Source organism: Longispora fulva (genome assembly GCF_015751905.1).
Taxonomy (GTDB): Bacteria; Actinomycetota; Actinomycetes; order Mycobacteriales; family Micromonosporaceae; genus Longispora; species Longispora fulva.
In genome coordinates this window covers 4523498-4538395 of the sequence record NZ_JADOUF010000001.1, presented here as the reverse complement: position 1 = coordinate 4538395, position 14898 = coordinate 4523498, and the positions used below count along the sequence as shown (strand labels likewise).

At 71.7% G+C, this 14898-nt stretch carries 16 protein-coding genes; 7 read left to right on the top strand and 9 right to left on the bottom strand.

Features of this window, described 5'->3' with window-relative positions:
- Window positions 1–17: 17 nt before the first annotated feature.
- From IW245_RS20100 to bioB, 6 genes are read right to left on the bottom strand one after another with little or no spacing between them, the layout of a single operon-like run.
- Window positions 18–284, bottom strand: coding sequence for a Smr/MutS family protein (locus IW245_RS20100; RefSeq protein WP_197004717.1), 267 nt, complete (start codon window positions 282–284; stop codon window positions 18–20).
- Entirely contained in the window at window positions 281–1027 is a 747-nt protein-coding gene (locus tag IW245_RS20095; RefSeq protein ID WP_197004716.1) for an amino acid ABC transporter ATP-binding protein, read from the bottom strand. Before IW245_RS20095 ends, IW245_RS20100 begins: the two co-directional genes overlap by 4 nt.
- A complete protein-coding gene (locus IW245_RS20090) occupies window positions 1024–1869 on the bottom strand; it encodes an amino acid ABC transporter permease (RefSeq protein ID WP_197004715.1) in 846 nt (281 codons plus the stop codon). Before IW245_RS20090 ends, IW245_RS20095 begins: the two co-directional genes overlap by 4 nt.
- Window positions 1866–2729 carry an ABC transporter substrate-binding protein gene (locus IW245_RS20085; RefSeq protein WP_197004714.1) on the bottom strand — a complete coding sequence of 288 codons (864 nt, stop codon included), beginning with the start codon at window positions 2727–2729 and terminating at the stop codon, window positions 1866–1868. Before IW245_RS20085 ends, IW245_RS20090 begins: the two co-directional genes overlap by 4 nt.
- Before the next feature lie 39 nt (window positions 2730–2768).
- Window positions 2769–2957, bottom strand: coding sequence for a biotin synthase auxiliary protein BsaP (gene bsaP, locus IW245_RS42810; protein WP_231399925.1), 189 nt, complete (start codon window positions 2955–2957; stop codon window positions 2769–2771).
- Window positions 2958–2966: 9 nt separating this feature from the next.
- Entirely contained in the window at window positions 2967–3962 is a 996-nt protein-coding gene (bioB, locus tag IW245_RS20080; protein ID WP_197004713.1) for a biotin synthase BioB, read from the bottom strand.
- Window positions 3963–3985: 23 nt separating this feature from the next.
- Between bioB and bioA the strand changes: the two genes are divergently transcribed.
- From bioA to IW245_RS20045, 7 genes are all read left to right on the top strand, one after another.
- On the top strand, window positions 3986–5308 hold the full coding sequence (bioA, locus tag IW245_RS20075) for an adenosylmethionine--8-amino-7-oxononanoate transaminase (protein WP_307788899.1): 1323 nt from the start codon (window positions 3986–3988) through the stop codon (window positions 5306–5308).
- Complete coding sequence (locus tag IW245_RS20070) at window positions 5305–5520, top strand: hypothetical protein (RefSeq protein ID WP_197004711.1); 216 nt, start codon at window positions 5305–5307, stop codon at window positions 5518–5520. Before bioA ends, IW245_RS20070 begins: the two co-directional genes overlap by 4 nt.
- The gene (locus IW245_RS20065) at window positions 5517–6623 is read left to right on the top strand and encodes an 8-amino-7-oxononanoate synthase (RefSeq protein WP_197004710.1); all 1107 of its coding nucleotides are present in this window, start codon (window positions 5517–5519) and stop codon (window positions 6621–6623) included. The genes IW245_RS20070 and IW245_RS20065 overlap by 4 nt, the downstream gene beginning before the upstream one ends.
- On the top strand, window positions 6605–7243 hold the full coding sequence (gene bioD, locus IW245_RS20060) for a dethiobiotin synthase (RefSeq protein ID WP_197004709.1): 639 nt from the start codon (window positions 6605–6607) through the stop codon (window positions 7241–7243). Before IW245_RS20065 ends, bioD begins: the two co-directional genes overlap by 19 nt.
- Window positions 7244–7367: 124 nt before the next feature.
- A complete protein-coding gene (locus IW245_RS20055; RefSeq protein WP_197004708.1) occupies window positions 7368–10532 on the top strand; it encodes an NACHT domain-containing protein in 3165 nt (1054 codons plus the stop codon).
- Window positions 10533–10552: 20 nt separating this feature from the next.
- Window positions 10553–11479, top strand: a complete 927-nt coding sequence (locus tag IW245_RS20050; RefSeq protein ID WP_197004707.1) for a pyridoxal-phosphate dependent enzyme — start codon at window positions 10553–10555, stop codon at window positions 11477–11479.
- Between the two features lie 354 nt (window positions 11480–11833).
- Window positions 11834–12895, top strand: a complete 1062-nt coding sequence (locus IW245_RS20045; protein WP_197004706.1) for a hypothetical protein — start codon at window positions 11834–11836, stop codon at window positions 12893–12895.
- On the opposite strand, the gene IW245_RS20040 is transcribed toward IW245_RS20045, so the two are convergent.
- The 3 genes from IW245_RS20040 to IW245_RS20030 form a co-directional block, all read right to left on the bottom strand.
- A complete protein-coding gene (locus IW245_RS20040) occupies window positions 12887–13093 on the bottom strand; it encodes a hypothetical protein (protein WP_197004705.1) in 207 nt (68 codons plus the stop codon). The genes IW245_RS20045 and IW245_RS20040 overlap by 9 nt on opposite strands.
- 90 nt (window positions 13094–13183) lie before the next feature.
- Window positions 13184–13555, bottom strand: a complete 372-nt coding sequence (locus IW245_RS20035) for a helix-turn-helix domain-containing protein (RefSeq protein ID WP_231398873.1) — start codon at window positions 13553–13555, stop codon at window positions 13184–13186.
- 628 nt (window positions 13556–14183) lie between these two features.
- Window positions 14184–14882, bottom strand: a complete 699-nt coding sequence (locus IW245_RS20030) for an SAM-dependent methyltransferase (RefSeq protein ID WP_197004704.1) — start codon at window positions 14880–14882, stop codon at window positions 14184–14186.
- Window positions 14883–14898: the final 16 nt, after the last annotated feature.

The window sequence follows — 14898 nt, the reverse complement described above, 5'->3', positions numbered from 1 at the left end:
GCTCGGGTCGTACCTGGCTAGTGGCCTTTGCCCTTCCACTTGAAATGGACGAAGAGCCGACCGAAATTGTCGGAGTCCTTCTCCACCCGGTGGTAGAGCGCCTTGATGTCCTTGCGTTCCAGGAACCGCAGCACGGTCTTCTTCAGCGCCCCGGAACCCTTCCCCGGGATGATCTCGACGCTGGTGGCCTTCTTCTCGACGGCCTGGTTGATGATGTCCTGCAGCGACCGCTCGATGTCGCGGCCCTTGTTGAAGATGTCGTGCAGATCCAGCTTCAGCTTCACAGTCTTCCCGCCTCGATGATCCGTCGCACGAACTGCCGGGTCCGCTCCTCGGTCGGCGCGCCCAACACCTGCGCCGGCGGCCCTGACTCCAGCACCCGGCCCTGGTGCAGGAAGCACACCCGGTCGGCGACCTGCCGGGCGAAACCCATCTCGTGGGTGGCGATCACCATGGTCATGCCGTCGTTCTTCAGGTCGCGGACCATGCTCAGCACCTCGCCGACCAGCTCCGGGTCGAGCGCGGAGGTGACCTCGTCGAGGAGCAGCAGCCGGGGCGCGTTGACCAGGGCGCGGACGATCGCGACCCGCTGCTGCTGGCCGCCGGACAGCCGGTCGGGATACTCGCCCGCCCGGTCGGCGAGCCCGACCCGGGCCAGCAGCTCGCGGGCCTTGTCGGCGGCGTCGCGCCGGGACAGGCCGTGCACCCGGACCGGTGCGAGGGTGATGTTGTCCAGGACGCTCATGTGCGGGAACAGGTTGAACGACTGGAACACGATCCCGATCTTCTGCCGGATTTTGTCCGGGTTCACCCGCGGGTCGGTGATGTGTTCGTCGTCGAGCCGGATCGCGCCGTCGTCGATGTCCTCGAGCAGGTTCACGCACCGCAGCAGGGTGGACTTTCCGGAGCCGGACGCGCCGATCAGCACTACCACCTCGTGCTCGCCGACGTCGAGGCTCAGGCCGTCGAGGACCACGTTCGCACCGAAGGTCTTGCGGACGTCCACGCAGCTCAGCACCGGGTTCACGACGTGCCTCCCGCCGACTGCCGCCGGGCGGCCCGCAGCGTCACCCAGTCGGTGACGGCGATCAGCGGGATGGCCAGCAGAACGAAGATCAGACCCGCGATGATGTACGGCGTGAAGTTGTAGCTCGTCGCGACCTCGATCTGGGCGGCGCGGACCGCGTCGATCACCCCGGCGATGGACACCAGCCCCACGTCCTTCTGCAACGCGACCAGGTCGTTGAGCAGCGCGGGCGTCACCCGGCGCACGGCCTGCGGGAGCACGATGTGCCGCATCGTCTGCCAGTACGTGAGGCCCAGGGAGCGCGCGGCGGCCCGCTGGCTCGGGTGCACCGACTCGATGCCGGCCCGGAACACTTCGGCGATGTACGCCGCGTACGTCACCACGATCGCGATCCCGCCGAGCACCACGACGGGCGGGGTCCACGAGAACCGCAGGCCCGGTACGCCGTAGCAGAGCACGTACAGCACGATGATCAGCGGCATGCCCCGGAACCCGTAGGTGTACGCCGTCGCCAGCGCCCGGACCGGGAAGAACACCGCCCCGCGCAGGGTCTTCACGACGGCGACCAGCAGCCCGAGCGCCAGCGCGCCCAGAGCGCAGAACAGCAGCAGCCACAGGTTGAGCACCAGGCCGTCGAGGATCGCCGGCAGCGAGGACCGGGCGGTGTCGAGGTCGAGGAACGTCTCCTTGACCTTCTGCCAGCCGGGGGAGCCGGTGACGGCCACGACCAGGACGGTGCCGAGCACGGCCGTGGACGCCGCCGCGATCAGCACCGAACGGACCGCCCGGGAGCGTTTGTAGGCGACCCGTTCGAGCTGGAGCTCGCTGGGCTGGTACGTCACGACAGTTCGCGGGCGCCGTCCGCGCCGGCCAGCCACTGCTTGGCCAGCTCGGCGAGCTTGCCGTTGCTGCGCAGCTGGTCGACGGCCTGGCTCACGCAGCCCGTCAGCTTCGAGCCCTTGTCCAGCACCAGGCCGAACTGCTCCTGCTGCACACCCGGCAGCGGCGGGAGCTGGCCGACGATGACGGAGTCCTTGATCTCGGCCCCGGTCATGTAGAACGCGGTCGGCAGGTCCACGACCAGGCCGTCGAGGGTGCCGTTGGCCAGCGCGGCCTTCGCGTCGTCGTTGTTGTTGTACACGCCCGGCTTGTCCGTCGGCTTGATCACGTCGGTGATGGCCTTGTAGCTGGTCGTGCCGACCTGCGCGCCGAGCTTGGCGCCCTTGAGCGCCGCGATCGACGTCGCCCCGGCGATCTTCGAGCTCTTCAGGGCGATGACGGTCTGCTTCACGTCGTAGTACCCGGTGGAGAAGTCGACGGCCTTCTTGCGGTCCTCGGTGATCGAGAACTCGTTGATGTCGATGTCGTACGCCTTCGGGCCGGGCGCGATCGCCGCGTTGAAGGTGACCCTGGTCCACACGACCTGGTCCTTCGGGAAGCCGAGCTTGTCGGCCACCGCGTACGCCACGGCCGACTCGAAGCCCTGGCCGCTCTCCGGCTTGTTGTCGACGAACCACGGGCCGTAGACAGGGTTGTCCGTGCCGAACGTCAGCTTGCCCTTGGCGAGGGTGGGCAGCTTGTCCGCCGTACACCCGAACGCGTCCGGCTTGGTGTCGGACTTCTTGTCGGCGGCGGTACCGCAGCCGGCGAGGGCGAGCAGGGCGGCGGAGCCCACAGCGAGGGCGAAACGGGCACGAGGCATGACGTCATCCTAGGGGAGCCGCCACGCCTCGTGCGTCGTTCAGGAAACGCCAGTGTCGCTGGTCACGCCGTGTTCCACGCAGGATGCGGACCAACCGGTGGGTAGCACCTGGACCTTCATCCGCCGCCGGCACTCCGGGCAGAACCGGGGTGGCTCCATGGTCCGGGCCGCCCGGCATGAGTCGTGCTCCCCGAGCGCCAGGTCACCGCCACAGTGGTCACACCACATGGTCACCCCTTACAGCGTCGTGTTCAGGGCCTTGATCGGCATGTTCAGGTCCACGAGCAGGCTCAGGTCCTCGTCGGCGGACCGGCCGAGCGTCGTCAGGTAGTTGCCGACGATCACGGCGTTGATGCCGCCGAGCAGGCCGTCGCGGGTGCCCAGGTCACCGAGGGTGAGCTCGCGCCCGCCGGCGTACCGGAGAATGGTCTTCGGCAGCGCCAACCGGAACGCCGCGATGGCCCGCAGCGCATCGGCGGTCTCGACCAGCGGCAACTCCTCGAGCGGGGTGCCGGGGCGCGGGTTGATGAAGTTCAGCGGCACCTCGTGCGGCTGGAGCTCGGCGAGCTGCACCGCGAACTCGGCGCGCTGGGCCAGGGACTCGCCGAGGCCGAGGATGCCGCCGCAGCAGACCTCCATGCCCGACGCCCGGACCATGTTCAGCGTGTCCCACCGCTCCTCCCACGAGTGGGTGGTGACCACCTTCGGGAAGTGTGACTTGCAGGTCTCGAGGTTGTGGTTGTAGCGGTGCACGCCCATGTCGACCAGGTCGTCGACCTGCTCCTGGTTGAGCATGCCCAGGGAGGCGGCGACCTGGATGTCCACGGCCTCCTTGATGGCCTTGACCCCGTCGCGCATCTGCTTCATCAGCTTCGCGTCGGGGCCGCGCACGGCGGCGACGATGCAGAACTCGGTCGCGCCGGTCGCGGCGGTCTGCTGCGCGGCCTTCACGAGCTCCGGGATGTCGAGCCACACGCTGCGCACGGGGGACTGGAACAGCCCCGACTGGGAGCAGAAGTGGCAGTCCTCGGGGCAGCCGCCGGTCTTGAGGGACACGATGCCCTCGACCTCGACCTCCGGGCCGCACCAGGCCATCCGCACCTCGTGCGCGAGCTGGAGGGCGTCGGGGAGCTGGTCGTCGGGCAGCTCGAGGACCTCGAGGACACCGGCCTCGTCCAGGCCGACGCCGGTGGGCAGTACTTCGCGGCGGGCCCGCGCGAGGACATCAGACATGGCGTTACCCTACAAGCGATCCTGTGGGGAGCACACAACTGGGGGCACCTGTGTCTGATTGGCTCCGTCGCGATGCCGCGAGCGTCTGGCATCCCTTCACTCAGCACGGAATGTGGCTGGAAGATGAACCGACCGTAGTCGACCGGGCCGAGGGTCCGTGGTTGTACGACACGGACGGCCGGAAATACCTCGACGGCGTCTCGTCGCTGTGGGTCACGACCTTCGGGCACCGCACCCCGGAGATCGACGCCGCGATCATCGCGCAGTTGGGCAAACTCGACCATTCCACCTTCCTGGGCGCCACGCACACCCCGGGCATCGAGCTCGCCGAGAAGCTGCTCGCGCTCACCCCGGGCCTGGACAAGGTCTTCTACGCCGGCGACGGCTCGTCCGCCGTCGAGGCCGGGCTGAAGATCGCCTACCAGTACTCGGTGCAGTCCGGGCAGCCCCGGCCGCTGTTCGTGCACCTGTCCGAGGCCTACCACGGGGACACCCTCGGGGCGGTGTCCGTCGGGGGCATGAAGCTGTTCCACGCGACCTACCGCCCACTGCTGTTGAAGACGGCCACCGTCGGCTCGCCGGGCCTGCGGGCCCCCGGTCAGACGCCCGTCGAGCGGGCTGCCGAGGTCATCAAGGAGCTCGAAGCCGTCATGGCCGCGCAGGGCGACCAGGTGTGCGCCATCGTGCTCGAACCCATGGTCCAGGCCGCCGCCGGCATGCTCACCTACGACGCGTCGTTCCTGCGCGCCGCCCGTGAGCTGGCGACGAAGTACGGCGCACTGCTGATGGTCGACGAGGTCGCCACCGGCATCGCCCGGACCGGCCCGATGTGGGCGCACCAGCACGCCGGGATCACCCCCGACCTGCTGACCTGCGGAAAGGGCATTACCGCCGGGTACCTGCCGCTGTCGGCCGTCCTCGCCACCGACGAGGTGTACTCGGCCTTCCTCGGCGCCCCCGAGAAGACCTTCTTCCACGGCCACACCTACACCGCCAACCCCCTGGCCTGCGCCGCCGCGAACGCCAACCTCACCCTGGCCGTCGAGCGCGACCTGCCCGGCCAGGTGGCCGTCCTCGGCGCGCGGCTCGCGGACCTGCTCAAGCCGGTCGGCGACCGCGACAGCGTCGTGGAGATCCGCCAGCTCGGTGCGATGATCGGCGTCGAGGTCGCCAATGTGCGGCACCGGACCGGATTCGAGGTGTGCCGCGCGGCGCGGAAGCGCGGCGTGTGGCTGCGGCCCCTCGGCGACACGGTCATCCTGATGCCGCCGCTGACCCTGGGCGAGGCGGAACAGAACCTGATGGTGGAGGCCCTCGCCGAGGCGATCGACGAGGTCGTCCGATGAGCACGACGCACGCGGCCACGGGTCAGGCCGTGCCCCGCCCCCGGGCGGGCGACCACGTGACCCCGCTCGCGGAGATCCCCGTCGCGCTGCGGGGCACGCCCGGCCACACCCACAGCGGTACCCGGCGCACCGCCCACGCCGCCAGCCCGCTCGCCGGTAGACGCGTGCGCGCCGACGGCGTCCGGCGCGGCCCGTCAGGGGACCCCGAGTGACCTGGGCCCGCCTCACCCGCAAGGCCGAACTCCGCGCCAAGGCCGGCCTCAGCCGCACCGCCACGGCCCGCGACCCCCAGGCCGTGGACCTGGCCGGCAACGACTACCTCGGCCTGTCCCGCCACCCCGTCGTGCTCAAGGCCGCCGCCCAGGCCCTCGCCGACTACGGCCTCGGCGCGACCGGCTCCCGCCTGGTCCGGGGCGGCACCCCGGAGCACGAGCGCCTGGAGTCCGAGCTGGCCACCTGGACCGGCGCGGAGACGGCCCTGGTCTACTCCTCCGGCTACCTGGCCAACCTCGGCGTGATCCGCGCCCTGGCCCGCCGGGACACCCACCTCGTCATCGACGCGCACGCGCACGCCTCCCTGATCGACGGCGTCCGCGCCACCGGCCTGACCCCGCTGGTCGCGCCGCACAACGACGTCGCGTACATCGCGGCGAACCTGCGGGCCGGCGCGCTCGTCATCGTGGAGTCCATCTACTCCGTGGACGGCGACCTCGCCCCCCTCGCCGAACTGCACCGCGCCTGCCGGGACGCCGGAGCGATCCTCCTCGTGGACGACGCGCACGGCCTCGGCGTGATCGGCCCGCGCGGCGCGGGCGGCCCCGCCGACGCGGGGATCGCCGGCGAACCCGACGTGATCGTCACCGCGACGCTGTCCAAGTCGCTGGGCGCGGCCGGCGGGGTCGTCCTCGCCCCGGCCGCGGTCCGGCGGCACCTGGTCGACACCGGCCGCACGTTCATCTACGACACCGCCCCGCCGCCGGCCGTGATGGCGGGCGCGCGGGCCGCCGTAGGACTCGCCCGGGGCTTCGACCTCGCCCGCGACGAGCTGCGGTCCCGGGCAGCCACGGCGTCGGAGGCGCTGGACCTGCCGGGCGTACCGGCCGGCGGGGTCCTGTCCGTGCCGGCCGCCTCGCCGCAGGCCGCCGTGGACTGGGCCGCCGCGTGCCGGGACAAGGGCGTCGCCGTGGGCTGCTTCCGGCCACCGTCCACCCCGGACGGCACGGCGCGGCTGCGGTTGACGATCAACGCCGGCGTACCCCGGCATGATTTCGATCGAGCTCTGGAGGTGGTGACCGCGTGCGCACCGTCCTTGTGACCGGGACCGACACCGGTGTCGGCAAGACGATCGTGACCGCCGCGCTCGCGGCGGCGGCCGTGGCGAGGGGCGAGCGGGTGGTGATGGTCAAGCCGGCCCAGACCGGCCTGACCCCCGGCGAGGAGTCCGACGCGGAGACCGTGGCCCGGCTCGCCGGGGTGCGCACCGTGGAACTGGTCCGCTACCCGGACCCGCTCGCCCCGCGCACCGCCGCCCGCACCTCCGGCCTGCCGGAACTCGCCATGCGGACCGTCGTCGACGCCGTGGCCGACCTCGACGGGGACCTGGTCCTGATCGAGGGCGCCGGCGGCCTGCTCGTCCAGCTCGGCGAGGACGGCTGGACCATCGCCGACCTCGCCGCGGCGCTCGACGCCCCGCTCGTCGTCGTCGCCCGCGCCGGCCTGGGCACCCTCAACCACACGGCCCTGACCCTGGAGGCGATCGCCCGCCGGAGCCTGACCGCCGACGTGGTGATCGGCTCCTGGCCGCGCGAACCCGAGCTGGCGCACCGCACGAACCGCGACGACCTGCCGCCGGTGACCGGCGTCGTCCCGGAGGGTGCCGGGTCGCTGAGCCCGACGGCCTTCCGCACCGCCGCCCCCACCTGGTTCACCCCATAAGACCTTGACGGTTACGGAGGGGCCCGACCCGGCAGCGCCGGCCGTCGCGGCCCCACCGTCCTGTCGGCTCTCCGTCAAACGTCGGTGTCCCTAGTGGATGGCCTGGCCGGCGCATAATGCTGGGGTGGCGAGTCCCAAGAGTCTCCCGTCCTGGCTGGTCGCGCTGGGCGCGGGGCTGACCTCGGTCCCAGTGGTCGGCCCCTGGATCAACGTCACCGTGCACCACCGCTACCTCGGCCCCACGGTGGTGGCTGGTGTCGCCCTCGCGGTGACCGGCCTCGGCAAGCTGGCCGCCGGTGGGTTCGGCCACGTGCGGCCCCGGCTCGCCGCGTGGCTGGAACTGCTGCTGGTGCGCTGGTTCTCCCGCTTCGGCCCGTGGTACCGCCGGGTCGTCCTCACCGACTCCCGCTCCATGGGCCGCGAGGGCTTCGGCGGCCTGGTGGCCCGGGGCCTGGACCTCGACCGGGTGTACGTCGACGTCAGCCTCGTCTCCCGCGCCCCGCGCAGCGCCTCCCCGCACCTGGTCCGCGACGGCCGCGCCGACGGCGACCGCCGCCAGGACATCACCAGTTTCCTGAACACCGACGGCCCCTCGGTCCTGGTGGTCCTCGGCGGCCCGGGCAGCGGCAAGAGCACGCTGCTCCGCAGGATCGCGCGCCAGGCGTACCTGAACCCCGGTGCCCGCGGCCGCAGAACCCCGCTCTTCCTCGCGCTGCGCGAACACGCCGCCACGATCGCCGCCGACCCGGCCATCCGGCTGTCGACCCTGGTTGGCCGAGCCAAGGCCCCGCTGCTCACCGGCGGGACGGTGCCCGGCCTCCTCGCCCCGGAACCGCGCCGGGTCGACGCCCTGGTGGACTGGTTCGAGGGACTCCTGCTCGCCGGCCGGTGCGTCGTCCTCCTCGACGGCCTCGACGAGGTGGCCACCGAGGAGGAACGATCAGCGATCGTGACCTGGGCCAACACCCAGATCCTCCGCTACCACGGAAACGACTACCTGCTGTCCTCCCGCCCCGACGGCTACCGGGCCGGCGGCCTCGACGACGCCGACGTCCTGGAGGTCGAACCGTTCACCACGGACCAGGTGAACGCCTTCGTCGTCGACGCGTACGACGCGCTGGCCTCGCGCGAGGCCGCCCAGCGGGCCGCTGACCTGTCCCGACAGCTCGGCGCGGCGTCCCGGCTCCGGCCGCTGACCCGCAACCCGCTGCTGCTGACCATGCTGTTCTTCGTGCACCGCGACCACGGTTCGTTGCCGGCGAGCCGGCTGGAGCTGTACCGGCAGATCTGCCGCACGGTCCTGGAGGACCGCCAGAAGGACAAGCGGATCGTGGTCCCGCTCCCGATCGAGCGGTCCGAGGCCCTGCTCAGCGGCTTGGCCCTGGCCATGACCCGTGAGGGCAGCGCCACCACCTGGACTCGGGCCCAGGTCCTCGACCAGCTCCGGCCACAGATGGTGGCGCTCCCGGTCGCGGCCGAGAGCTTCCTCGACCTGGTCGGCCTGCACGGTCTGTTCGTGGAGAGCGGCATCGGCCGCTACGCCTTCACCCACCGCACCTTCCAGGAGTACCTGTCAGCCGTCGCCCTGGCCGCGTCGGCCCCGGACGAGCTTCCGGTGAACGACCCCTGGTGGCACGAGACCCTGCTCTTCTACGCCCTGATCACCGGCCCCGACCAGGTGGTCCGCGCGTGCCTGGCGCGCGACACCGTCACCGCCTGGAATCTGGCCTTCGACTGCGCCGAGGACGCGCCGCCCACCCGGCCACTCGACCGCGGACTCGCCGCACGGTTGGAACTGCTCCTGGTCACGCCGATGGTGGGGGACGCGTATGCCGCGCAACGCCGGCTGTTCGCCGGGGTGATGGCCACCCGACACCTGCGGAACGTGGTGCACACCGCCCGTGACCAGGCGATCTGCGCGCGGCTGGTCCCCGCGACGCTCTACCGGATGTTCCAGCTGGAGGCCTTGCAGGACATGTCGCCCGACCCCGCGATGGTGATCCTCTCGTCCGGCTCCACCGACAAGCCGGTTCGTGGCGTCCTCGGTGGTCGCGCGGCCGAGTTCGTCGAGTGGGTCAACGCGGTGACCGGCGGAACGTCGTGCCGCCTGCCCACCGGCGACGAGGTGGCCGACGGCATGGTCCAGGAGCTGCTGTCCGGCGCGTGGTCCGGCGGCACGGGAGATCCGGTCGGTCCGCCGAGCCTGTGGACTTCCGAGCCCGGTGCGCGTCGGCCGGCGCTGTGGACGTCACCGCGGCTGTCGCACCCCTGGGCGGTCCCGCGCGAGCTGGTGCGCGCAGACTGGGACGCGGATCTGGCCGACCCCGAGATCGCGATCGCCGGACTCGTGCTGGTGCGGGTGCTCTCGGACCTGCGGATCCTGGCCCACGCCGAGGAGACCGACGACGCCTCCGTGTGGCCCGTCACGGACGCGCTCCTCGGGAACCTCGGTCTCGGCTTCGCCCTCTCCATGGCGCGAAGAGTCCTGCCGCAGAGCGCCCGGTCCGAGACGGACGCCCTGAAGCGGATCTCCACCCGGGTCTGGGACGCGTACGGCGACATCCGGTCGCAGGGTTGGAAACGGTTCGGCGACACGGTCGTCCTCGACCTCCTGTCGGCCTACGCGGAGATCGTGCGGCTGCCCTCGCCACTCGCGGCGGTCCTCGCCCCTGACCTCGAGGAACTGGGTCAGGCCCTGGCCCACCCCGTCAGCGAGGAGGAACTCGACGCCGTCCGGACCCGGAAGGTGGACCGCCTGCTCGGCCTCGCCCGGGTCGGGGCGATGGGGCACGTCACCGCCGGCGCCGTGGAGGCAGGGCTGCTCAGGGCGAGTCGACCAGAGGGCCATGTGAACACCCCCGAGCAGCTGTTGTCGATGGGGTTCCTCTGGGGAATGGGCCGGGCGGTGGACCCGGTGGTCGAGAGCCGGACGGTCGATCTGGAGGACCTGGCTGACATCACCCGGCAGGCTTGCCTCGACCTGAGGGCGCTCGCGGCGGCCCGGACGTCGTCCCCGTGGGTGCACGCCGCCACCGCCCGGCTGGACACCATGGCCTGGGAACTCTTCACCTGGAAGCGGTCGGTCTGGGCCGAGATGATCACCCAGATCCGCGTCGGGGCGCTGTGCCTGGCCGCCGAGGCCGAGCAACTGACCGGCAGCGGACACCACGGGCCGGGGGAGGACCTGCCCGAGCGGTTCCGGGCCGCCGCCGCCGGGGCCAGCCTGCTACAGCGGCGGCTGGACCCGGCGACCCAGCCGGCGGAGGCGATTCTGCTCGCCGTTGACTGACTTTCGGGTACACATGGCGGATGGATGCGAGGGTGGAGTTCACGTCGGGGGCGACCCCGGTGCAGCGCGCCGACCGGCTGGCCGCGGCGATCGGCATGCGCCCCGGCGCCCTGTGGATCAAGCGCGACGACCTGACCGGCCTGGCCGGGGGCGGCAACAAGGCCCGCAAGTTGGAGTATCTGTGCGCCGATGCCCAGGCGGCCGGCCACACTCTCTTGGTCACCGGCGGCGGCCCGCAGAGCAACCATGCCCGGGCGACGGCGGCGGCTGCCGCGTACCTGGGGCTCGGATGTCATCTGGTGCTCGCCGGGGATCCGCCGGCGCAGGCCAGCGGCAACCTGGTCCTCGACCGGCTGCTCGGGGCCACGGTCGAGTGGACCACCGGCCCGCTGGAGGACGCGATCGCGGCGGCGACGGCGGCCCGGGGCGGCTACCTGGTCCCGTTCGGCGGCAGTTCCCCGCTGGGTGCGCTCGGCTACGTCCGGGCGGCCGACGAACTCCGGGCGCAGGTGCCCGACGTGCGGCTGGTCGTGACGGCGACGGGTTCGGCGGGGACGCACGCCGGGCTCGCGGCCGGGTTCGGCGACTGGGGGCTGGTCGGTGGCGTCCGGGTCACGGAGTTCGCGGACCTGCGCGACCGGGTGCGGCGGCTCGCGGGGGAGGCGGCGGCGCTGGCGGGTCGGCCGGCCCCGGCGGGGGAGCTGGTGCTCGACGAGCGCCACCTGGGCGGCGGCTACGGAGTGCCGACCCGTGAGGCCCTCGCGGCGATCGGGCTGACGGCGCGGACGACGGGGCTGATCCTCGACCCGGTCTACACCGGCAAGGCCATGGCGGCGCTCGCGGCCGGGGTCAGGGACGGGGAGTTGGATCCGGAGGCCACCACGGTCTTCCTGCACACCGGCGGGCTACCGGGCGTCTTCGCCGAGCGGTATGCCCCACTCTGGTAGGGATCGTGCCGCTGGAGACCGGGCCGGGTGTCGCCGTAACAGAAAAAGTTTGTGATCTGGAAAAGGGTGATCCCCGGGGTGCTTCCGCGCCTTGCGGCACGGGCCGGGAGGACAAGCTCCGGCACCCCGGGGATCAGATGGCTGTCTCTGTCGCCGCACCGCGTCCGGCCAGCGACCATCGAGAGTCCAGAAGGACCGCGGCTAAGAAACAGCCACCTCATGTGTCCGATTCTTACTCAACTCTGGACCACCTCCTCTCAACGTCTCGATGGCTACGTTATGCCGCCGCCCCAGCCGCTGCCAACTCTTTTTCCCAGGTAATCTCGGCGGCATGCTGGACCGGGCTTCGCGCACGTGACCGACCTCAGACTGCGGCTGGGCACGGTGGCGGCGGTGGCCGCCGTGGGGGCGCTGCTGGCGCTGCCGACCTCGGAGTCGCCCCGGCGGGCCCCGGCCGGCCCGGCGACCGTGGCCTCCGTGTGGCCGAAGGCGGTGACGGGGGCGCTGCCGGCGATGGGGGCCGACGGGCAGTCGTACACGCCGATGCTGTTTCTCGATCATGAGAACTCGGTGGGGAGTCTGGCCGTGGAGGCGGCGGCGCCGTCGTTCGTGCTCCGCTCCCCGGGCGGCTACCGCGAGCTGGCCCCGGCCGACCGGGCGTCGTCCGTCGACGCGGTCACGGCGACGGCCGAGGGGCTGTTCTGGCTGCGCAGCGCGTCGGGCGGCGACGGCAGGGTCAGTTACACGGTGTGGACGGCCGCGCGGGCCGGGGGGCCGGCCCGGCAGCTCACGGCCGACACCGGCAGTCCGCTGATCTACGGCACGGGCTACGACATCCAGGTCGCCGAGGGCCAGGTCCGGTGGGCGTCGGCGGTCGGCGAGGCGGACACGGAGATCCGGTCGGTGCCGGTCGGCGGCGGGGCGGTGACCCGGCTGCCGGTCCCTGGGAACGTGGTGTTGTCCGCGTGGCCGTGGACCGTGGCGGCGCCGGGCCGGCCGATGGAGCTGCGCAACCTGGCGACCGGCGAGCGGCGGCCGGAGGCGGAGGTCCCGGGCCGGCAGTTGACCTGCTCACCGGCGTGGTGCCGGTCGGTGACGACCACGATGGACGGCAGTGGGGACTTCGAGCTGCGCCGGACGGACGGCACGGACGCGCGCCGGATCGGTGGACCCGACGCGCAGCCGCTCGGCTTCGGTCCGGCCCCGCTGGACCGCTACGAGGTGTACTCGACCCCCGGGGTGTCCAACGCGACCGGCAGCGCCCTCAAGGTCTGGTTGTACGACATCGGGCGCCGCAGGGCCGTGCTCGTGGAGTCCACGGCCTACGGAGTTCTGGTCCGTGACGGCGTCCTGTGCTGGTCGACAGGGGACCACGAGTCCCTCGTCTGGCACTTCCTCGACCTGCGGTCACTCTGACGCCCGTCCCAACACGAGCTCGCCCACTCCCAGGGCGAGCTCTCGGCTCAACTCGCAGTACTCCTCGCGGCACAGCACGAGAAAGGCCAGCGACAGTACGTCCTCTGTCGACAGACATGCCGGTACGGAAACCAGGACGTCATCCCGGTCGGCGATCCGCACCAGCACGGGCAATGTCGAACAGCGCACGACCCGCATCGGCTCCCCCTAACGGAGATCGGCGCTCACACCGACTACCGTAAGCCCATAACGGGTTGTTACGTAAGGGTTACCCGCGTGAAATCGGTGTCAGGGAAGATCGTTGCGGCGGCGTTCGTCATCCAGAAGGGACTCCACCAGCGCCTGGACATGCCTGCGGTCCTGTGGGCTGAGTTGTGTGAGTCCTGCCACTAGGACGTCGATCTCGGGATCGGTCACCGATTGGTGCCAGGTGCTCAGACCGGCGGCGTCGGCTGCCGCCGCGCGGACGGTGTCGAGCGGCACCTCCAGGCCGATGGCCAGGCGCTCGAGTGTGGTCGGATTAGGGGGGCGGGTGAGTCGGTCAGTGGTCGCGATGTGGTGCACGGTGGAGCGAGGCAGGCCGCCGCGTTGGGCGACATCGCCGTACGACCATCGGCGATCCTCCATCCTTGAGCGGATGAGCTGCTGCAATGCGTTCAACGGGGCCTCGGGATGCCGACTCGATTAGCAGATAACAAAGGTTACTCCTGTAGACCCCTTGCGGGCGGACGACATGGCCCAGTAGTGTCCAATCTCGTTGGACAGTTCGTCCAATAAGATCGGATAGGAGGCGGAACATGCTGTGGCCCCGTTCCGCACCGGACGATCGAGTTCCGGTGCCGGCGTTTCTCCCAGTCGTCAGCACCGTGTCGTTGTGGCCCGCCCTGGTCCAGGTGGCCAGGCTGTTGCCGTCCTTCGCCGCGATCACGGCACCACCGCCGGTCCCGGTGGCCGACCGATCGCGGAGATGAGCCCGGCGTTGCGTGTCGCCGGGTCGGTCACCGAGCGCGCTTCCACTGAGGGGTAGGGGTGTAGCTCGGTTGCCACAGGGTTGGGCGGGGATTCCGGAGTCCCCGCCCAATCCGCCGCGTGCCGCACCCGCTCCCTCGGGTGCGGCACGCGTCTAAGGTCGTGTCTCGAGGATCTTCGCCGGCCTGTGGCGGGCCCAGAGCCCGACCTGCGGCGCCGCAGATCCGCCCGAATACAACACCGGTATTCGGACACATCAGCGGCTTGCATCTCGACCTCTGGACTCCGCCTCGGCGCGACGAGATCCACAAGACACTCCCTAACTTTCGTGGGGCACCCGCCCGACCGGGACGCACGCCCACCCGTCGGCGCCGGGCCCCGCCCACGCGCGGGGGACGAGCAGATGGCTGCCGGGCGCCAGCGCCGCCGCGATCACCGCCGGGCCGGCGGCCAGGACTGCCGGATCGGCCGCGAGGACCGCCGGATCGGCCGGATCGGTCGCCAGGACCGCCGGATCGGTCGCGAGAAGGGCCGGGGGCGTCGCCAGCAGGGCCACCGCGACCGGCCGGTCGATGTCGAGCAGGTCGCGGAGCACCGGATCGGCCAGGAACACCTCCGGCGTGGCGGCCGTGCCCTCGACGACGGCGGTCCGGGGCGTGTCCGCGAGCAGGAACCGCGAGCAGTCCAGCACGAACGGGTCGTCGTCCACATAGACCACCCGGCACCGCGGGTCGTGCCGCTGGGCGATCTCGTGCACGGCGTCCTGCCGGGGGATGCCGGCCCCCACCGCGACGAACTGGGTGACCCCCCGGTCGACCAGGGCGGGCACCGTCCGGCGGAGGAACTCGCGCTGTTCCCAGGCGATCAGCGGTTCGGGATCGCCGGCGGCGACCGCCGCGTCGGCCGCGTCCCGGTCCACCTGGTAGTGGATCCGGCCGCCCAGGTAGTAGTCGCGCATCCGGGCCGGGTGCGGTTCGGTGATCTCGTACTCGTACGGTGGCTGCCAGAAATCGTGCACCGGACCCCCCTCGTGC

Bases quoted from the DNA above. Each gene is read 5' to 3' on its own strand.
- IW245_RS20085 (WP_197004714.1), bottom strand. From the start codon at position 2,729: ATGCCTCGTGCCCGTTTCGCCCTCGCTGTGGGCTCCGCCGCCCTGCTC.
- bsaP (WP_231399925.1), bottom strand. From the start codon at position 2,957: ATGTGGTGTGACCACTGTGGCGGTGACCTGGCGCTCGGGGAGCACGAC.
- bioB (WP_197004713.1), bottom strand. From the start codon at position 3,962: ATGTCTGATGTCCTCGCGCGGGCCCGCCGCGAAGTACTGCCCACCGGC.
- IW245_RS20070 (WP_197004711.1), top strand. From the start codon at position 5,305: ATGAGCACGACGCACGCGGCCACGGGTCAGGCCGTGCCCCGCCCCCGG.
- IW245_RS20050 (WP_197004707.1), top strand. From the start codon at position 10,553: ATGGATGCGAGGGTGGAGTTCACGTCGGGGGCGACCCCGGTGCAGCGC.
- IW245_RS20040 (WP_197004705.1), bottom strand. From the start codon at position 13,093: ATGCGGGTCGTGCGCTGTTCGACATTGCCCGTGCTGGTGCGGATCGCC.